At 67.7% G+C, this 17551-nt stretch carries 17 protein-coding genes; 13 read left to right on the top strand and 4 right to left on the bottom strand.

Annotated features, from left to right (window positions below; translation table 11 throughout):
* Window positions 1-6: 6 nt before the first annotated feature.
* The 3 genes from JOF48_RS00135 to JOF48_RS00125 all read left to right on the top strand — a co-directional run bounded on the left by JOF48_RS00135 (window position 7) and on the right by JOF48_RS00125 (window position 1540).
* Entirely contained in the window at window positions 7-429 is a 423-nt protein-coding gene (locus JOF48_RS00135; RefSeq protein ID WP_209676107.1) for a PIN domain-containing protein, read from the top strand.
* Between the two features lie 102 nt (window positions 430-531).
* Window positions 532-891, top strand: coding sequence for a DoxX family protein (locus JOF48_RS00130; protein WP_209676106.1), 360 nt, complete (start codon window positions 532-534; stop codon window positions 889-891).
* Window positions 892-943: 52 nt separating this feature from the next.
* Window positions 944-1540, top strand: coding sequence for an NADPH-dependent FMN reductase (locus JOF48_RS00125; RefSeq protein WP_209676105.1), 597 nt, complete (start codon window positions 944-946; stop codon window positions 1538-1540).
* 105 nt (window positions 1541-1645) lie between these two features.
* Here JOF48_RS00125 and JOF48_RS00120 read toward each other — a convergent pair whose 3' ends face one another.
* Both JOF48_RS00120 and JOF48_RS00115 read right to left on the bottom strand, forming a co-directional pair.
* The gene (locus JOF48_RS00120; protein WP_209676104.1) at window positions 1646-2365 is read right to left on the bottom strand and encodes a hypothetical protein; all 720 of its coding nucleotides are present in this window, start codon (window positions 2363-2365) and stop codon (window positions 1646-1648) included.
* A 342-nt stretch (window positions 2366-2707) separates the two neighbouring features.
* Window positions 2708-3682 carry a quinone oxidoreductase family protein gene (locus tag JOF48_RS00115; RefSeq protein ID WP_209676103.1) on the bottom strand — a complete coding sequence of 325 codons (975 nt, stop codon included), beginning with the start codon at window positions 3680-3682 and terminating at the stop codon, window positions 2708-2710.
* A 136-nt stretch (window positions 3683-3818) separates the two neighbouring features.
* Between JOF48_RS00115 and argC the strand changes: the two genes are divergently transcribed.
* The 6 genes from argC (at window position 3819) to JOF48_RS00085 (ending at window position 9972) form a co-directional block, all read left to right on the top strand.
* Window positions 3819-4865 carry an N-acetyl-gamma-glutamyl-phosphate reductase gene (gene argC / locus JOF48_RS00110; protein WP_209676102.1) on the top strand — a complete coding sequence of 349 codons (1047 nt, stop codon included), beginning with the start codon at window positions 3819-3821 and terminating at the stop codon, window positions 4863-4865.
* Window positions 4862-6031, top strand: a complete 1170-nt coding sequence (gene argJ, locus JOF48_RS00105) for a bifunctional glutamate N-acetyltransferase/amino-acid acetyltransferase ArgJ (RefSeq protein WP_209676101.1) — start codon at window positions 4862-4864, stop codon at window positions 6029-6031. The genes argC and argJ overlap by 4 nt, the downstream gene beginning before the upstream one ends.
* Window positions 6032-6234: 203 nt before the next feature.
* A complete protein-coding gene (gene argB / locus JOF48_RS00100) occupies window positions 6235-7131 on the top strand; it encodes an acetylglutamate kinase (protein ID WP_209683944.1) in 897 nt (298 codons plus the stop codon).
* On the top strand, window positions 7131-8459 hold the full coding sequence (locus tag JOF48_RS00095) for an acetylornithine transaminase (protein ID WP_209676099.1): 1329 nt from the start codon (window positions 7131-7133) through the stop codon (window positions 8457-8459). The genes argB and JOF48_RS00095 overlap by 1 nt, the downstream gene beginning before the upstream one ends.
* The gene (gene argF / locus JOF48_RS00090; protein WP_209676097.1) at window positions 8459-9436 is read left to right on the top strand and encodes an ornithine carbamoyltransferase; all 978 of its coding nucleotides are present in this window, start codon (window positions 8459-8461) and stop codon (window positions 9434-9436) included. Before JOF48_RS00095 ends, argF begins: the two co-directional genes overlap by 1 nt.
* A gap of 2 nt (window positions 9437-9438) precedes the next feature.
* Window positions 9439-9972 (top strand): arginine repressor, encoded by a 534-nt coding sequence (locus tag JOF48_RS00085; RefSeq protein WP_209676095.1) that lies wholly within the window; start codon window positions 9439-9441, stop codon window positions 9970-9972.
* Window positions 9973-10089: 117 nt separating this feature from the next.
* Here JOF48_RS00085 and JOF48_RS00080 read toward each other — a convergent pair whose 3' ends face one another.
* A complete protein-coding gene (locus tag JOF48_RS00080) occupies window positions 10090-11556 on the bottom strand; it encodes an aminopeptidase P family protein (protein ID WP_342591110.1) in 1467 nt (488 codons plus the stop codon).
* Window positions 11557-11883: 327 nt separating this feature from the next.
* On the opposite strand from JOF48_RS00080, the gene JOF48_RS00075 reads away from it, so the two are divergent.
* The 4 genes from JOF48_RS00075 to JOF48_RS00060 all read left to right on the top strand — a co-directional run bounded on the left by JOF48_RS00075 (window position 11884) and on the right by JOF48_RS00060 (window position 16537).
* Window positions 11884-13089: an argininosuccinate synthase gene (locus tag JOF48_RS00075; RefSeq protein WP_209676093.1), complete on the top strand. Its 1206-nt coding sequence runs from the start codon at window positions 11884-11886 to the stop codon at window positions 13087-13089.
* 2 nt (window positions 13090-13091) lie between these two features.
* Window positions 13092-14516, top strand: coding sequence for an argininosuccinate lyase (argH, locus tag JOF48_RS00070; RefSeq protein ID WP_209676091.1), 1425 nt, complete (start codon window positions 13092-13094; stop codon window positions 14514-14516).
* 209 nt (window positions 14517-14725) lie between these two features.
* Window positions 14726-15460 (top strand): maleylpyruvate isomerase family mycothiol-dependent enzyme, encoded by a 735-nt coding sequence (locus JOF48_RS00065; protein ID WP_209676089.1) that lies wholly within the window; start codon window positions 14726-14728, stop codon window positions 15458-15460.
* Window positions 15461-15604: 144 nt separating this feature from the next.
* The gene (locus JOF48_RS00060) at window positions 15605-16537 is read left to right on the top strand and encodes a hypothetical protein (RefSeq protein ID WP_209676088.1); all 933 of its coding nucleotides are present in this window, start codon (window positions 15605-15607) and stop codon (window positions 16535-16537) included.
* A gap of 49 nt (window positions 16538-16586) precedes the next feature.
* Here the strand turns inward: JOF48_RS00060 and JOF48_RS00055 are convergent, their stop codons facing one another.
* On the bottom strand, window positions 16587-17540 hold the full coding sequence (locus JOF48_RS00055) for a DNA-3-methyladenine glycosylase family protein (RefSeq protein ID WP_209676087.1): 954 nt from the start codon (window positions 17538-17540) through the stop codon (window positions 16587-16589).
* Window positions 17541-17551: the final 11 nt, after the last annotated feature.

Raw genomic sequence — 17551 nt, 5'->3', positions numbered from 1 at the left:
GGGGGAATGGCCCGCTTCGTCATTGATCCGCCTGCAGCGATCGAGCTGGCCCGCGGCAACGTGGACATCGCCGCCGGGCACCAGCTCGTGGCGCCGTCGGCCCTGCGCTCACAATGCCTGTCCATCATGTACCGGGCCGTGCGCAACGAGGAACTGCCTGCGGCTGAGGCATGGAACCTGCTGGACCACATCACCTCCCTGCGCATCCGCCTGCTCAACGACAGGGTCTCACGCGCCCAGACGTGGCGGGTGGCGGCGCTGCTTGGCAGCGAGGACACGGCCGAGGCCGAATATATCGCCGTCGGGCAGCTGCAGGCGGACTATCTCATCGCCCTGGATCCCGGGCTTGCCACCCGGGCGGGCGGACTCATCGCCCTGGCACCGCTGGCAGCACTCGGCCAGGAAGGCTGGCCCCCGCCTGGCCTGTGAGCGGCCGCACTGCCACTCCAAGGACGGCGCCGGAATATATACGAACGCATTCATTGTTGCCACCAATCAGAAACGACTCGTCACCTTCTGTTTGGAGAAACAATGCTAGTTGCCCTTTGGATCGTCACTGCCGTGCTTGCCGCAGCCTTTGCCATGGCCGGGACCATGAAGGTCATCACCCCGCACGGCCAGGTGCGCGAAAAGATGGAGTGGGTGGAACTTGTCACGCCCGGCCAGCTCAAGGGGATTGGCCTGGTTGAGGTGGTGGGTGCAATTGGCCTGGTGTTGCCGGCGGCCACAGGCATTGCGCCATGGCTCACCCCCGTTGCCGCCATCGGCCTGGCACTAACCATGGTTGTGGCGATTGTGCTGCACTTGCGCCGCAAGGAGCCGTTCACGCCCAGCCTCGTGCTGGGACTTGTCGCCGCGGCAGTTGCCGCTGGCTGGATCATCTGGGGCTAGCACCCGGCGCAGCCGCCACCAGCCACTCCGCTCCGCCTGAAAGGAAACAGCTATGGACAGCACCACCACCGAAAGCCCGCTCATCAAAATCATCGTGGGCAGCGTCCGCCCCGTCCGCGTCGGCGACCAGCTCGCCGCAGCGCTTGTGCCGCCCATAGCCGGGGCCGCCCAGGCCCGCGTGGACATCGTGGACCTCGCCGATGTTGCCCTGCCGCTGCTGGACGAACCAAAAATGCCGGCACTGGGCCAGTACGAGAAGGCCCACACCCTGGCATGGAGCGAGATCGTCATGGATGCCGACGCCGTCATATTCCTCACCCCGCAGTACAACGGCGGCTACCCGGCGTCGCTGAAGAACGCCATTGACTACCTCTTCCACGAGTGGCGGGACAAGCCCACGTTCATCATCAGCTACGGCGGCCACGGCGGTGGAATGTCCGCTGCGCAACTGCGCTCGGTGCTGGATTTCATCCGCATGGACGTGGTGGCCGACAGCGTGGAGCTCACACTGCCCCGCGACTCCTACGGTGCCGACGGCCGCCTTATTGATGCCCAGCCCATCGTTGCGGCCCATGCCGGGGCGGTCCGCGCGGCCGCCAGCGCCTTGGGCCGGGGGCTGCGCAACCGCAAGGACGGCGTCGCCGCCTGAGCCTGCATTAAATAGGGAGGGCCCGGCACCATGCCGGGCCCTCCCTTCGGTTCTTGTTGCGCCAGTGCGGCCGTCACCCTTGACGTGTGCGACGGCGTGCGGCCGTCACTGGGTGGCGTCGCACTCCGAGGCGGTGCCGTTGGCCAACCAGTCCTTGGAGATGACCCACTTGCCGTCCTCCCACACTGCCTGGGAGCTGTAAAGAACCTGCTCGGGCCCGTCCGCTTCTTCCGTGTCGCCATCGGCGGTCATGATGCTGAACTCCGTCTTGTCCAGGCAAAGCTGCATGTCCACCTGGCCGTACGGGACCATGGGGCCGCCGCTTTCGGGCTGGTGCGTGCTCACGCTGACATCCAGCAGCTTGTAGTTCATTGTCCCCATGGCGTGGTTGCCGTTGGCCGCCAGCTCTGAGAACGTCCTGCTGGCGTCCCCTCCGTTGATGAGGTCGGGGGCAATCCCTGCCAGCGCGGACTCATCGGTGCCGCCGCGTCCGGCGATGCCAATGAAGGCTGTGAGGTATTCGCTGTAGGCGGCAAGGGCGGAGTTTACGGACTTTTCATCCGACACCGGGGCGTTCGACGGCCGGGCGGTGGGAGTGGCGGAGGCTGATGCGGTAACCGGGGAGGTTGGGGTGCTGCTTGCTCCGGCAACAGGTTCAACGGCAGCCACCTGGCCCTGGGCCGCGGGGGTGTTCTCGGCAGACTGCTGGGCTTGCGCCGGTGCGTTGGCGTCGCCGGCGGAGGGGGTGCTGTTGCCGCAGGCAGTGAGCGGCAGGGCCGCCGCCAGGGTGAGGCAGGCGAGCATGGTGGTGGGGGACTTCTTCAATCGGGGCAGCTCCTTGGGCGCCGCTGCACGGGCTGGGGCGTGGCAGCGGGATCGTAGCCATGCGGGCCTGTTGCGCGCATTTGGCGCCTACAACGATCACAGTCCGCTGCCCCCAATGTCCACTTTGCGGGCCAATGTGACATGGCAGTGCACACATTTGACGATCGCTGCGGGCGTGGGTTCCCGGGAATTCGCTGAAGGGCCGCTATTCTGCACGGCTCGGCGGCCTCGGGGCAGCAGGACCAACCTTCGGAGCAATGCAGGCATCGAAGGCCCCCGGTCACTGACCGGGGGCCTTCGATAAAGAGGCATCGCGCAGGGCGGGCTGCCCCGCACAGGCAGCTACGGTTCCAACACGACCTTGCCAGTGGTGAGCCGGCCCTGGAGTGCCGAGTGGGCGGCGCCGGCGGCGGACAGCGGGAAGCGTGCGCCGATCCGTGCGGTGAGGTGTCCGGCCGCCGCGGCGTTGAACACCTCGGTGGAGCGCCAGACACGTTCCTGTGCGTTGAGCAGGTAGTCGCCGAGCTTGGGGCGCACCAAGGTCAGGGAGCCGCCGGAGTTCAGTCGCTGGATGTCAAAGGGCGGGACCTGGCCCGATGCGCCACCAAAGAGCACGAGCGTCCCCCTGGTGCGCAGCGACGCAAGGGAGCCGTCGAAGGTTTCCTTGCCAACGCCGTCGTACACCACATCCACACCCTCGCCGTCCGTGAGAAAGCGGACCTGATCGGCAAAGTTCTCGTAGCGCAGAACCTCGTCGGCCCCGGCGACGCGCGAGAGTTCCTCCTTCTCTTCGGTGGAGACGGTGGTGATGACGCGGGCCCCGCGCTCCTTGAGCATCTGGGTCAGGAGCAGGCCCACGCCGCCGGCGCCGGCATGCAGCAGCACCGTCTGGCCGGGCTCGACGTGGTAGGTGGAGTTCATGAGGTAGTGCGCGGTCATGCCCTGCAGGGGGAGCGCTGCGGCCACGTCGAGGGGGACTCCGGCCGGGACGGGGAGTGCGGCGTCGGCGGGGAAGATCGCGTACTCGGCGTAGCAGCCGATGCCCTCGGCGGTGGCAACGCGGTCGCCCACGGCATGGTCCGTGACGCCGGGGCCCACCGCGACGACGGTGCCGGCGGCCTCTGCCCCAGGGGTGAACGGGAACTGCACGGGGTAGATGCCCTCGCGCTGGTAGCTTTCAATGAAGTTCACGCCCACGGCGGCAATCTTGACCAGCAATTGGCCTGGGCCGGCAACGGGTGTGGGCACCTGCGCAAGCTGCAGGACGTCCGGGCCTCCCTTGGTTGCGGCGACAATTGCGTTGCACTGCTCGGTCATGATGAACTCCCAATCACTTAGCTGGCACAGATGGTGGCATGCTCCAAGATCATCATAGGACGGAAAACGGGCGGCAAAATTCGAATTGATGCATAAATATCGGTACTACTGAATAATTCTGCTGTATAGTCGACTTATGACAATTTCAGTAGCCGTCTCAGGTGCCAGCGGATATGCCGGGGGAGAGGTGCTGCGCCTCCTGGCCAGCCATCCGAACGTCAGCGTTGGCGCCATCACCGCCCACAGCAACGCGGGCGAACGCCTGGGTTCCCTGGCGCCCCACCTGCACGCCTACGCCGACCGCGTGCTCGTGGACACCACCGTTGAGAACCTTTCCGGGCACGACGTCGTTTTCCTGGCACTGCCGCACGGCGCATCCGCGGCCATCGCCGCCCAGCTGCCGGCCGAAACCCTCGTGATCGACGCAGGTGCCGACCACCGCCTGGAAGATGCCGCCGCGTGGGAGAAGTTCTACGGGTCTGAGCACGCCGGCACCTGGCCCTACGGCCTGCCGGAACTGCCCGGCCACCGCGACCGCCTGCGCGGGGCGAAGCGGATCGCTGTTCCCGGCTGCTATCCCACCAGCTCCCTGCTGGCCCTCATGCCCGGCTTTGCGGCAAACGCACTGCTGCCCGACGACGTCGTGATCGTGGCGGCGTCCGGCACCTCCGGGGCGGGCAAATCCGCCAAGGTCAACCTGATTGGTTCCGAGGTCATGGGGTCCATGAGCCCCTACGGCGTGGGCGGGCTGCACCGGCACACCCCGGAAATTGAGCAGGGCCTCTCCAACGCATCCGGCAAGGATGTCCGGGTCTCCTTCACCCCCACCCTGGCCCCCATGAGCCGCGGCATCCTGACCACCGCCACCGCCAAGGTGTCCGCGGAGTTCGCCGCCATGGAAGACCCCGGCGCGGCGCTGCGCGAGATCTGGGAGGACGCCTACGCCGAGGAGCCGTTTGTGCACCTGCTCCCGGAAGGCCAGTGGCCCTCAACCAAGTCCGTCCAGGGCTCCAACCACGCAGCCTTGCAAATCGCCTACGACGCCCACGTGAACCGCGTGGTCGTCTGCGCCGCCATCGACAACCTCACCAAGGGAACCGCCGGCGGAGCAGTCCAGTCAATGAACATCGCCCTCGGCCTGCCTGAAACAACAGGCCTGTCCTTTCAAGGAGTAGCACCATGAGCGTGACCACCCCCGCAGGCTTCCGGGCCGCCGGCGTCACCGCTGGCCTGAAGGCATCCGGCAACCCGGACCTGGCCCTCGTCATCAACGACGGCCCGTCCAAGGCCGCCGCGGCAGTCTTCACCAGCAACCGCGTGGCCGCCGCGCCCATCCACTGGTCCCGCCAGGTCCTCAGCGACGGCCGGGTGGACGCCGTCGTCCTGAACTCCGGCGGCGCCAACGCCTGCACCGGCCCCGAGGGCTTCCAAAACACGCATGTGACCGCCGAAAAGGTGGCCGACGAGCTTGGCATCTCCGCCACTGACGTCGCCGTCTGCTCCACCGGCCTGATCGGCGAGCAGCTGCCCATGGACAAGATCCTGCCCGGTGTTGAGGCCGCCGCCGCCGCCCTGGCGCACGACGGCGGTGCTGCCGCGGCCGCCGCGATCATGACCACGGACACCGTCCCCAAGGAAGCGGCCTGGACGTCCGCCCCGAACGGTGACGGCATCAGTTACAGCATCGGCGGCATGGCCAAGGGCGCAGGCATGCTCGCCCCCGGCCTGGCCACCATGCTCGTGGTCATCACCACAGACGCCGCCGTCGAGACCGAGGCCCTGGACGTTGCCCTGCGCGACGCCGTCCGGGTCACCTTCAACCGGGCCGATTCCGACGGCTGCATGTCCACCAACGACACCGTCCTGCTCATGTCCTCCGGCGCTGTCGGGGCGTTCCCCGACATGGCCGAATTCACCGCAGGACTCACCGAGGTGTGCGCCAAGCTGGCACGGGCCCTGATTGCCGACGCCGAGGGCGCCAGCCACGACATTGCCATCACCACGCTGAACGCCGACAGTGAACGCGATGCCGAAGTGGTCTCCCGCTCCGTGGCCCGCTCCAACCTGTTTAAGGCCGCCATCTTCGGCAACGACCCCAACTGGGGCCGGGTTCTTGCCTCCGTCGGCACCACCGACGCCGTCTTCGACCCGGACAAGCTCAACGTGAGCATCAACGGCGTCCAGATCTGCCGCAACGGCGGCATCGGCGACTCCCGCGACCTCGTGGACTTGAAACCCCGCGAAGTCACCGTCGAGATCGACCTCGCCGCAGGTGATGCGTCCGCGACGATCTGGACGAATGACCTGACGCACGCGTACGTCGAAGAAAACAGCGCCTACTCGTCGTAACGCCCACGCCGGTCCGCCCGGTGGGCGCCGGAGTCGGAATTTTCCACCCGGCTATCCGACTCCTCGGCCGCGGGCGGCCTGCGGGTCTCCTTTACGCCGGGCTACAAAAATTCCGGCTCCACCGCCGTGGTGCACAGGCCAGGCGCCACAGCGGGTTGGAAACGCTTCGGTGCAATCTAACAACAGGACTTGAGGAAAACATGATGACTTCGGTGGAAACCGCGCAGGACAAGGCCGGCACGCTGATTGAGGCGCTGCCCTGGATCCAGCAGTTCGCAGGAACCGTGGTGGTGGTCAAGTACGGCGGCAACGCCATGATCAACGACGAGCTCCGACGCGCCTTCGCCGAGGACATCGTGTTCATGCACCACGTGGGCATCAAGCCCGTGGTGGTCCATGGCGGCGGGCCGCAGATCAACGCCATGCTCAAGCGCCTGGACATCAAGAGCGAGTTCAAGGGCGGGCTGCGCGTCACCACCCCCGAAGCCATGGACGTGGTCCGCATGGTCCTTACGGGCCAGGTGGGCCGCGAGCTCGTGGGCCTGATCAACGAACACGGCCCCTACGCCGTCGGGCTCTCCGGTGAGGATGGCGCCCTGCTGCAGGCCGAACGCACCGGCACCATTGTGGACGGGCTGCCCGTTGACCTTGGCCTGGTGGGTGAGGTGGTCGGCGTGAACCCCGGCGCCATCCTGGACCTCCTCGAGGCCGGCCGGATCCCTGTCATCTCCACCGTGGCCCCCGAGGTGGGAGACGCCTCCACCGTCCTGAACGTCAACGCCGACACCGCCGCAGCCGCCCTGGCAGTTGCCCTGGATGCCTCGCGCCTGGTGATCCTGACCGACGTCGAGGGCCTCTACGCCAACTGGCCGGACAAGTCCTCGCTGCTCAGCGAACTCGGCGCCGGCGCCCTGCGCGAGATGCTGCCGTCCCTGGAGGCGGGCATGATCCCGAAGATGGGGGCCTGCCTGGCCGCGGTCGACGGCGGTGTGGCCCGTGCCGCCGTCGTCGACGGCCGAAGTGCCCACTCGGTGCTGCTGGAATTGATGACTTTTGAGGGCAACGGAACCCAAATTTTCCCCGATGAGGATGAGAACTGATGACTGAAGAACACCCCGCCGGAACCCCGGCAGCACCGTCCACCACCGACCTGTCCAACGCCAACGCCGCCGCCGTCACCGGCACCGGGACCGGCGAGCAGTGGCTCGCCCGCTACAAGGATTCCCTCATGGGCGTCTTCGGCAGCCCACAGCGCGTTCTGGTCCGCGGTGCCGGCGCCCTGGTCTGGGACGCGGACGGCAAGGAATATCTGGACCTGCTCGGCGGGATCGCCGTCAACGCGCTGGGCCACGCCCACCCCTTCGTCACCTCCGTCATCGCCAGTCAGCTCTCAACCCTGGGCCACGTCTCCAACTTCTTCACGAGCCCCACGCAGATCGCCCTCGCGGAGAAACTGCTGGAACTGAGCCAGGCGCCCGCCGGGTCCAAGGTGTTCTTCGCAAACTCAGGCACCGAGGCCAACGAGGCCGCGTTCAAGCTGGCCCGCGGCCACGGCGGCAAGGAACGCCCTACCATCCTCGCCCTGGAAGGCGGCTTCCACGGCCGCACCATGGGCGCCCTGGCCATGACCGCCAAGGCCGCCTACCGCGAGCCGTTCGAGCCCATGCCCGCAGGCGTACGCCACATCGCCTTCAACGACATCAACGCACTCCGCGACGCCATGGACAGCTCCGTCGCCGCGCTGGTGATCGAGCCGATCCAGGGCGAGGCAGGCGTCCGCCCGCTTTCCGCCGAATACCTGCAGGCCGCCCGCGAACTGACCCGCGAACACGGCGCCCTGCTCATCATGGACGAGGTCCAAACAGGCATCGGCCGCACCGGCAGCTGGTTCGCCGGCATCGAATCCGGCATCACGCCCGACGCCATGACCCTGGCCAAGGGCCTGGGCGGCGGCTTCCCCATCGGAGCCATCATCACCTTTGGCGAGGGCCCCTCCACCGTGCTCAGCGCGGGGCAGCACGGCACCACGTTCGGCGGCAACCCCGTCGCCACCGCCGCGGCGCTGGCCACCCTGCATGTCCTGGAATCCCAGAACGTGCTGGAAAACGTCCGCACCGTCAGCACCATCTTCGCGGAGGGCCTGGGCAAGGTCGACGGCGTGACCGACGTCCGCGCGTTCGGCCTCCTGGTCGGATTTGACCTCGCCGAGGACATTGCCGCCGGGGTGGTTGCCGCCGCCCTCGACGCCGGCTTCATCATCAACGCCCCGCGACCCAACACGATCCGCCTGGCCCCGCCGCTGAACCTCACGGCTGAGCAGGCGCGATCCTTCCTCGACGCACTGCCTGCCCTGATCGCCACGGCCACCGCCGCGCACCACGCCGCCGCCACGGCCGCAACCGAAACCACCACGGAAAAGAGCTCCTGATGACACGCCACTTTCTCGTCGACACCGACCTCAGCCCGGCAGAGCAGGCAGAAGTCCTGGAACTTGCCGCCGAACTGAAAAAGGCCCCCTACTCCAAGGGCACCTTCGCCGGAACGCCCAACGCTGACGGAACCACCACCGGCCAGCAGACCGTTGCGGTGATTTTTGACAAGACCTCCACACGCACCCGCGTCTCCTTCTCGGCCGGCGTGGCGGCACTGGGCGGCAACCCGCTGATCATCAACCCGGGCGAGGCCCAGATCGGCCACAAGGAATCCGTCTCCGACACCGCAAAGGTGCTCGAGCGCATGGTCTCCACCATCGTCTGGCGCACCTACAGCCAGGCCGGGCTGGAGGAGATGGCCGCCAACTCCAAGGTGCCCGTCATCAACGCCCTCTCCGACGACTACCACCCGTGCCAGTTGCTCGCGGACCTGCTCACCATCAAGGAGCACAAGGGCGAACTCGCCGGGCTCGTCATGACCTACATGGGGGACAGCGCCAACAACATGGCCAACTCCTACCTGCTCGCCGGGGTCACGGCCGGCATGCACGTGCGCATCACGGGCCCCGAGGGCTACCTGCCGGCGGACGCCGTCGTGCAGGCAGCACAGGAGCGCGCCGCCCAGACCGGTGGCTCCGTGCTTATCACCACCGACGTCGCCGAGGCCGTGGCCGGGGCGGATGTGCTGGTCACCGACACCTGGGTGTCCATGGGCCAGGAGGAGGAAAAGGCGCAGCGCCTGGAGCTCTTCACTGAATACGCGCTCGACGACGCCGCCCTCGCCCAGGCGGCCCCCGATGCCATTGTGCTCCACTGCCTGCCCGCCTACCGTGGCTACGAGATTTCCGCTTCCGTCATCGACGGCCCGCAGTCAGTCGTTTGGGATGAGGCGGAGAACCGCCTGCACGCCCAGAAGGCGCTCATGGTGTGGCTCGTGGAAAAGACAGCTGCCGGCCGACAGGCCGGGGCCTAGCCATGTCCAAGCCCCAGGTTCCCGCCGGCATGCCGGCCACCAAGACGGCCCGGCAGGCCCGCGTCCAGGCACTGCTGACCAGCCGGGCAGTGCGGTCGCAGGCAGAGCTGGCGTCGCTGCTGGCCGACGAGGGCCTGGTCGTGGGGCAGGCCACCCTCTCCCGCGACCTCGTGGAACTGCGGGCCGTGAGGGTGCGCGGCAAGGACGGCGGGCTGATTTACGCGCTGCCGCGCGAGGGCGGGGACCGCAGCGTCCACGCCGCATCGTCGCAGGAACTGCTGGACACGCGGCTCGTCCGGCTGTGCGGGGAACTGCTCGTCACGGCGGAGGGCTCAGCCAACATTGCCGTGCTGCGCACCCCGCCGGGTGCGGCGAACTTCCTCGCCCTGGCCATCGACCATTCGGTCATGCCGGCCATCCTTGGCACCATCGCGGGCGACGACACCGTCATGGTCATCACCCGCGAACCACTAGGCGGCCCCGATGTGGCCGAGCGTTTCCTGCAATTCGCGGCCGAGTCCGGAGCCGGCGCCTAGTCCCACCCACCCTGTTCCGCGATCGGCAACGTAGTTGTTGGACCAAAACCAGTGGAATCGGTCCAACAACTGCGTTGTCAATCAGCGGGCGGCTGGTTGTTGATGGTTGGGGCTGGGTCAGCTGCGCTGGACCTTGGCCACCCATTCCTCGATGCCCGTGGCAGTGATGGGCAGTGCGTCGGAGATGACCTCGGAACCGGTGTCGGTGATGAGCACGTTGTCCTCGAGCCGGAAGCCAATCCCGCGCAGTTCCGGCGGCAGGGTGAGGTCGTGCTCGTGGAAGTACAGGCCCGGCTCTACGGCGAGGACCATGCCCGGCGCCATGCGTGCACCCTGGTAGTCATCATGGCTGGACTGGGCGCAGTCGTGCACGTCCAGGCCCAGGTGGTGGCCAACGCCGCACACCAGGTAGCGGCGGTGGTGCTGGCCGGCGGGGGAGAGGGCTTCGTCCACGGAGACCGGCAGCAGGCCCCAGTCGCTGAGCCCGTTGGCGATGACCTCCATGGAGGCATGGTGGAAGTCCGTCCACGGCCGGCCCGGGCCAACGGCTGCCAAGCCGACACGGTGCGCCTTTTCCACGAGGTCGTGGACCTGGCGCTGGACGGGTGTGAAGGTGCCCCCGCCGGGGAAGGTGCGCGTGACGTCGGCCGTGTAGAAGCTCTTGGCCTCCACGCCCATGTCCAGCAGCAGTGCCGCATCCTCGAGCACCGGCCCGTCGCAGCGCACCCAGTGCAGCGTGGGGGCGTGCTTGCCGCTGCCAACAATGGTGGCGTAACCCACGCCGTTGCCGTGCGTGCGCGCGTGCCGGTCAAAGGTGCCCTGCAGCCAGCGTTCGCCGCCGCCGCGGACAGCGTTCGGGATTTCCTTTACGACGGCGGCGAAGCCGTCAATCGTGTGGTCCACGGCTTCGCGCAGCTGGGCAATCTCCCAGTCATCCTTGACCATGCGCAGGGTCGCCAGGACGCGGCCCAGGTCCACTGACGCCGGGACCCCGTGGCGGCTGCGAAGGTCGGCACCCAGCAGGCCGGCCCCCAGCGCGCCTGCGCCGGCCCGCATGGCCGCAACCACTCCGGCGTCGAGCTCGGAAAGGGGCCTGACAGGCAGGGACAGGGCCTGGGCCCAGTCGGAGAAGTCGGGGGCCGCACCCACCCACATCTCGCCGTGGGCGGCGTTGGCGAAGAACTGGGGGTCGCCCGGGTAGAAGGGGGTGGGGATGTAGAGGGTGGCGTCGTGGCCGGCTCCGGTGGGGGCCATGACCAGAACCGCGGCCTCGATGGAGGCACCCGTCAGCCAGTAGAAGTCCGAGTCGGGGCGGAAGTCATAGTAGGTGTCGTTGGCGCGGACGGGGGCAGTTCCGGCGCCGACGATGAGCGCCTGGCCCGGGAACTCGGCGGAGAGGCGGGCGCGGTGGGTGCCGGCGGCTGCGGCGGCACCGGCCACGACAGGCGGGGTGCGGTCGGGGGTGCCCCATCCGGTGGCCATGTAGTCCGTAAACGCCGGCACGTTGGCCAGCTTCGGCAGCAGGGGCTCGCCCGTGGTGAGGTCGGGCATGGAATTGGTGGTCGCGGCTTCGCTGGCGTGCATGGTCAACCCTTAGAAATTGTGTTTCCTGTGCGGGCCGGGCTGCGGCTTTGCAGGGCCCCGCATGTCACTGTCCATTCTGGCCCATGGGGCGGCGGTTGGGCCAACTTTCGCTGTGGTTCGGGCGGGGCCTGGGCGGTACCGGGGGCGGCATGAGGGGCGGTTGCGGGTGCAGTTTTGTGCCTGCAGCCTGGTTGATTTCTGCGGCGCTCGGCGGGTCGTTGAATATCTTTTAGCATGAATGCATAATCATGCATTATGCTGTGGAGTAACGTTGTCAAACACACCGCACCGTCCTCAACCACCGACCTCAAACAGGGAGACAAGAACGTGACTGAACGCATTGTATTGGCCTACTCCGGAGGGCTTGACACCTCCGTAGCCATCGGCTGGATCGGCGAAGCCACCGGCGCCGAAGTCATCGCCGTGGCCGTTGACGTAGGACAGGGCGGTGAGTCGCTCGAGGACATCCGCCAGCGCGCCCTGGGCTGCGGCGCCGTCGAGGCCTACGTGGCCGACGCCCGCGACGAATTCGCCAACGAATACGCCATGCCCACCCTGAAGGCCAACGCCCTCTACCAGGGCCACTACCCGCTGGTTTCGGCCATCTCCCGCCCCGTGATCGTCAAGCACCTGGTCAAGGCCGCCCGCGAATTCGGCGCGACCACCGTGGCGCACGGCTGCACCGGCAAGGGCAACGACCAGGTCCGCTTCGAAGTCGGCATCCAGACCCTCGGCCCGGACCTGAAGTGCATTGCACCTGTCCGCGACCTCGCCCTGACCCGCGACAAGGCCATCGTCTACGCAGAGTCCCACAACCTGCCGATCGAGACCACGAAGAAGAACCCGTACTCGATCGACCAGAACGTCTGGGGACGCGCCGTCGAAACCGGCTACCTCGAAGACATCTGGAACGCCCCCACCAAGGACATCTACGACTACACGGCCACCCCGGAATTCCCGCCGGCACCGGACGAGGTCATCATCTCCTTCCACCAGGGCGTGCCCGTCGCCATTGACGGCGTCAAGGTCACCCCGCTGCAGGCCATCCAGGAGCTGAACCGCCGCGCAGGTGCACAGGGCGTAGGCCGCATCGACGTCGTGGAAGACCGCCTCGTGGGCATCAAGAGCCGCGAAATCTACGAAGCCCCCGGCGCCATGGCCCTCATTACGGCCCACAAGCACCTCGAGGACATCACGATCGAGCGCGAGCAGGCCCGCTTCAAGGCCACCGTTGGCCAGCGCTGGGCAGAGCTGGTCTACGACGGCCAGTGGTTCTCCCCGCTCAAGCGCTCACTGGACGCCTTCATCGAAGACACCCAGCAGCACGTCTCCGGCGACATCCGCATGACCCTGCACGGTGGCCAGGCCATCGTGAACGGCCGCCGCTCCGAGACCTCCCTCTACGACTTCGACCTGGCCACCTACGACACCGGCGACACCTTCGACCAGTCGCAGGCCAAGGGCTTCATCGAGTTGTGGGGCATGTCCTCCAAGGTTGCCTCGCAGCGCGACCAGCGCGTCCAGGGCCTGTAACCATGGCAGACGTGGTTCACGGCACGAACGAGGGCGCACTGTGGGGCGGCCGCTTCCAGGGCGGCCCCGCGGATGCCCTGGCGGCATTGAGCAAGTCGACGCATTTTGACTGGCGGCTGGCGCTGTACGACATTGCCGGCTCCAAGGCGCATGCCCGCGTCCTGAACACGGCCGGGCTGCTGGATGCGGCCGAGCTTGAAGGCATGCTCGCAGCGCTTGACCTGTTGGAGGCCGACGTCAAGTCCGGCGCCTACCTGCCGGCGGAGTCCGATGAGGACGTGCACGGTTCGCTGGAGCGCGGCCTGATCGAGCGCGCGGGCACGGCATTGGGCGGCAAGCTCCGTGCCGGCCGCTCGCGCAACGACCAGATCGCCACGCTGGGCCGCATGTACCTCCGCGACCACGCCAAGATCATCGCCGCCGGCGTGCTGTCCGTCGTGGACGCATTGGTGGCACAGGCCAAGGCGCACCATGGCGTGGCCATGCCCGGACGCACGCACCTGCAGCACGCGCAGCCGGTCCTGCTCAGCCACCACCTGCTCGCCCACGCCTGGGCGCTGCTGCGTGATGTGCAGCGCCTGGTCGACTGGGACAAGCGTGCAGCGGTCTCGCCGTACGGTTCAGGCGCCCTGGCGGGTTCCTCGCTGGGCCTGGACCCCAACGCCGTCGCGGCCGACCTCGGCTTTGACTCTGCTGCATGGAACTCGATCGACGGCACCGCCTCCCGCGACGTCTTCGCCGAGTTTGCCTGGGTCGCCGCCATGATCGGTGTGGACCTGTCCCGGATCTCCGAGGAAGTCATCCTGTGGGCGACGAAGGAATTCTCCTTCATCACCCTGCACGATTCCTACTCCACGGGATCCTCGATCATGCCCCAGAAGAAGAACCCCGATGTGGCCGAGCTGGCCCGCGGCAAGGCCGGGCGCCTCATCGGCGACCTGACCGGGCTGCTGGCCACCCTGAAGGGCCTGCCGCTGGCGTACAACAGGGACCTGCAGGAGGACAAGGAGCCCGTCTTTGACGCGGCCGACACCCTTGAGCTCCTGCTGCCCGCAGTCTCCGGCATGATGGCCACGCTGGTGTTCAACACCGAACGCATGGAGGCGCTGGCACCGCAGGGCTTCGCACTGGCCACAGACATTGCCGAATGGCTGGTCCGCCAGGGCGTGCCGTTCCGTGACGCACACGAGCTCTCCGGGGCGGCCGTCAAGGTGGCCGAAACCCGCGGCGTGGAACTGTGGGACCTGACGGATGAGGAATACGCCGGCATCTCGGCGCACCTCACCCCGGAAGTTCGCACCGTGCTGAGCACGGAAGGTTCGCTCAACAGCCGCAGCGCACAGGGCGGCACCGCACCGTCCGCTGTCCTGGCGCAGCTGGCGGCCCTTGAGGGGCAGCTGGGCGAGGTTCGCACCTTCCTGGCCTGACCGGCGTCGTACTCCCAGGCAACCGCATGGGGCCTGTGAAAATGCCCGCATCCACCAAGGGTGCGGGCATTTTCTGCGCCCGGGGACAGTTGGCGCCGTTGCCGGACTTACTGCCCTGTCCCTTGCCGGCCGCCAGCTCCCGGCACCAGCGCAGCCCTCCCATGCCCCGCTTCGCCCGCGGCGGGCCGCGCGGCCGCTACGCTTAGTCCATGACTGAAATTTCAAACACGCAGCTGATGGAGCGGCTCACGCTTGCTGCGGACAATGTGAGCGCAAAATTGGGAGGCCTCAGCGACGCCGACGTCCTGGCGCCCACCGATCTGCCGGGCTGGACCCGGGGGCACGTGCTGGCCCACATCGCGCACGTCTCGAATGCCGTGGCGCGGCAGGCCGAGTACGCCCTGCGCGGCGAGCTGGTCGATTTTTATGACGGCGGCCAGGGCGGGCGGACGCAGGCGATCGAGATGAACGCCGGGCACACCGCCGACGAGCACCGGGCCTACATCTCTTCCGCCTTCACGCGGGCGCTGGCCGTGCTGGGCGCGCTCGACGATGCGCAATGGCAGCTGCCCGTCAGCTACCGCAACGGCGACGTCCGGGGCGTGGGGCTGGCGTATTGGCGCGAGCTGGTCATTCACCTGGCCGACCTCAACCTGGGTCGCGGCCCGGAGACCTGGTCCAAGGAATTCTGCCTGTACCTGATCGGCTTCCTGAGCTCGCGCGTGCCCCCGGAGCTGCAATTGAAGCTGTTGCCGCTGGGGCTGGCGCCCCTGACCGTGGGTGCGGGGGAGACCACCGTGTCCGTTTCCGGGATGCTGACCGACATCGCCGCCTGGCTGTCCGGGCGCACACCCACCATGGGCTCCCTGCGCGCCGAGGCCGCCGCCGACTCCGTGGAGCTGCCGGCGCTGCTGCCGTGGCCGTCCGCGTTCCCGGTGCAATAACCGGGCTGCCGCTATTCGCCGAGCGTACATTTGATGCCGGTGTTCCGTGGGAACATCGTCGTTAAATGTACGCTCGATTGCGTTCGTCCTGCTTCGCCTGTGGATAACCCGAAAACGACCCATTTTTCGGGAAACAATGGGCATATGCGCCGGAAACAGCTGCCCCAACACCTGTCCCGGAGGTCGTTTGGCATCCAGGCCTCCGACGATGCCGGCGTGCCGAGGGGACGAACCCGGGCCAGCGACCTCATTGTGGTCTCCCGCGGCATTCGGATGCCCGCCGGCGTGCCGTTGAAGGGGGCTGCGGCATTGGCGGCCTATACGGAAGCCAGCCCTCTCTCCGTCTTGAGCCACACGTCGGCGGCACGGCTGTGGGGGATTCCGCTGCCAGCCGCGGCTGAGAGTGACTGGCGCATCCATCTGGCCAATCCGACTGCCGCCGGAGCGCCAAGGCGGGTCAACGTGGTGGGCCACCGCCTCTCATTTGCACCCGGCGAGTGCTGCGAAATTGAGGGTGTCCGGCTGACGAGCCCGGCTCGGACCTGGCTTGACCTGGCAGCGTGCCTGTCGATGCGCGACCTGGTGGCTGCCGGGGATTTTCTGGTCTGCAGCCACGGATATGACTTTCCCTATCCCAAGGACTCCATCTGCACCGCGGGGGACCTGGCGGACGCCGTGCGGCGCCACCCGGGCATGCGAGGGCTGCGGCGGGCGAGGGAGGCCCTGGAACTGATCCGTGTCGGGGCGGACTCGCCGCCGGAGACGTTCATGAGGCTGGCCATCGTTGACGCGGGGCTGCCGGAACCTGAACTCAACGTGATCGTTAGTTGTGAGCAGGGCATCCCGCGGCTGTGGCCGGACGGCGCCTACCGGAAGTACCGGATAGGGCTTCAATACGAGGGGGCCCACCACAACATGCCGGGCCAGTACCAGCGGGACATCCGGCGACTCGACATGAGCCGGGCCCTGGGCTGGGAGGAAATTCGCCTCTCCCGCGAAGACCTGCGGGGAGACCGCCCTGCCGTGGTGGACAAGGTTGCCGCATCGCTCAGGGCCAAGGGGTGGGAGCCCCGGTAGCCCGCATCGAACGTACACTATGTGCCGATGTTGGCGCCTGACACCGGCATCAACTGTACGTTCGGGGTAGCGGTTGGGCCGGCAGGGGCAGAGCTGCCGGAACTTGGCGCCGAATCACGGCCGCATTCTGCCCTTCCCCGGAGACACGCCACAGGTGCAGTGTGGCATAGGACCGCCACGGCTTCAGGGCCCCGCCGATGCGGGACAGCTCCGCGGCCTTGATGGTCCGGGCCCGTTCCAGCGTGTCGCCGCGGAGCAGGCCGTAGCCGTTGCGCACCGCCGAGTCGCCGGGCAGGAATATGTCCCCATCGCCCAGCACCCGCATGGCCACGTACCCCACCGTCCAGGGGCCGATGCCGGGGATGGGCAGCAACTTTTCGGCGAGGCTTTCATGGCTGTCGGCGGCACCGACCTGCAGGGAACCGTCGGCCAGCATGCCGGCGACGGCCACGATGGAGTCGATGCGCCGCTGAGGGCCCCGCAGGATGTCCCGGCCGTGGGCAGCGATCTCGGCCGGCCTGGGGAACATGTGGCTCAGGGAACCGCGCGGCACCCGGCTCGGGGTGCCGACCGCCACCAGCTGGGACAGCGAGGTCCGGGCGGCTGCCACGGTGATCTGCTGCCCGACCATGGCGCGGATGAGTATTTCCGCAGGGTCAACGCAGCCCGGCAGCCTGATTCCCGGCAGGGCCGCTACGCGCGGGGCCAGCAGCGGGTTGGCAGCCAACGAGGCATCGGCAGCGGCCGGGTCGTGGTCCAGGTTGAACAGGTGCCGCACCCTGTCCGTCAGCTCATCCGCATCCGACGGGTCTTCCAATCGGGATTCCAGCCACAGCGAACGGCCATCCCACCGGACATGAAACCATCCGTGCCCGCCCGCCAGTGCCAGGGTCCTCGAATAGTTGGCGGAGTCGGCTTCCTCCACGCCGGGCACCGCACGTGCCGCCAGGAAATCGAATATGCCGGGCTCAAACGGGGGAGTGAACTGCAGTTCTTCAGCCATGCCTGAATTCT

Source organism: Arthrobacter stackebrandtii, assembly GCF_017876675.1.
Taxonomy (GTDB): domain Bacteria; phylum Actinomycetota; class Actinomycetes; order Actinomycetales; family Micrococcaceae; genus Specibacter; species Specibacter stackebrandtii.
The sequence above is the reverse complement of the archived record's forward strand: the minus strand, read 5'-3'. Positions and strand labels throughout refer to the sequence as shown.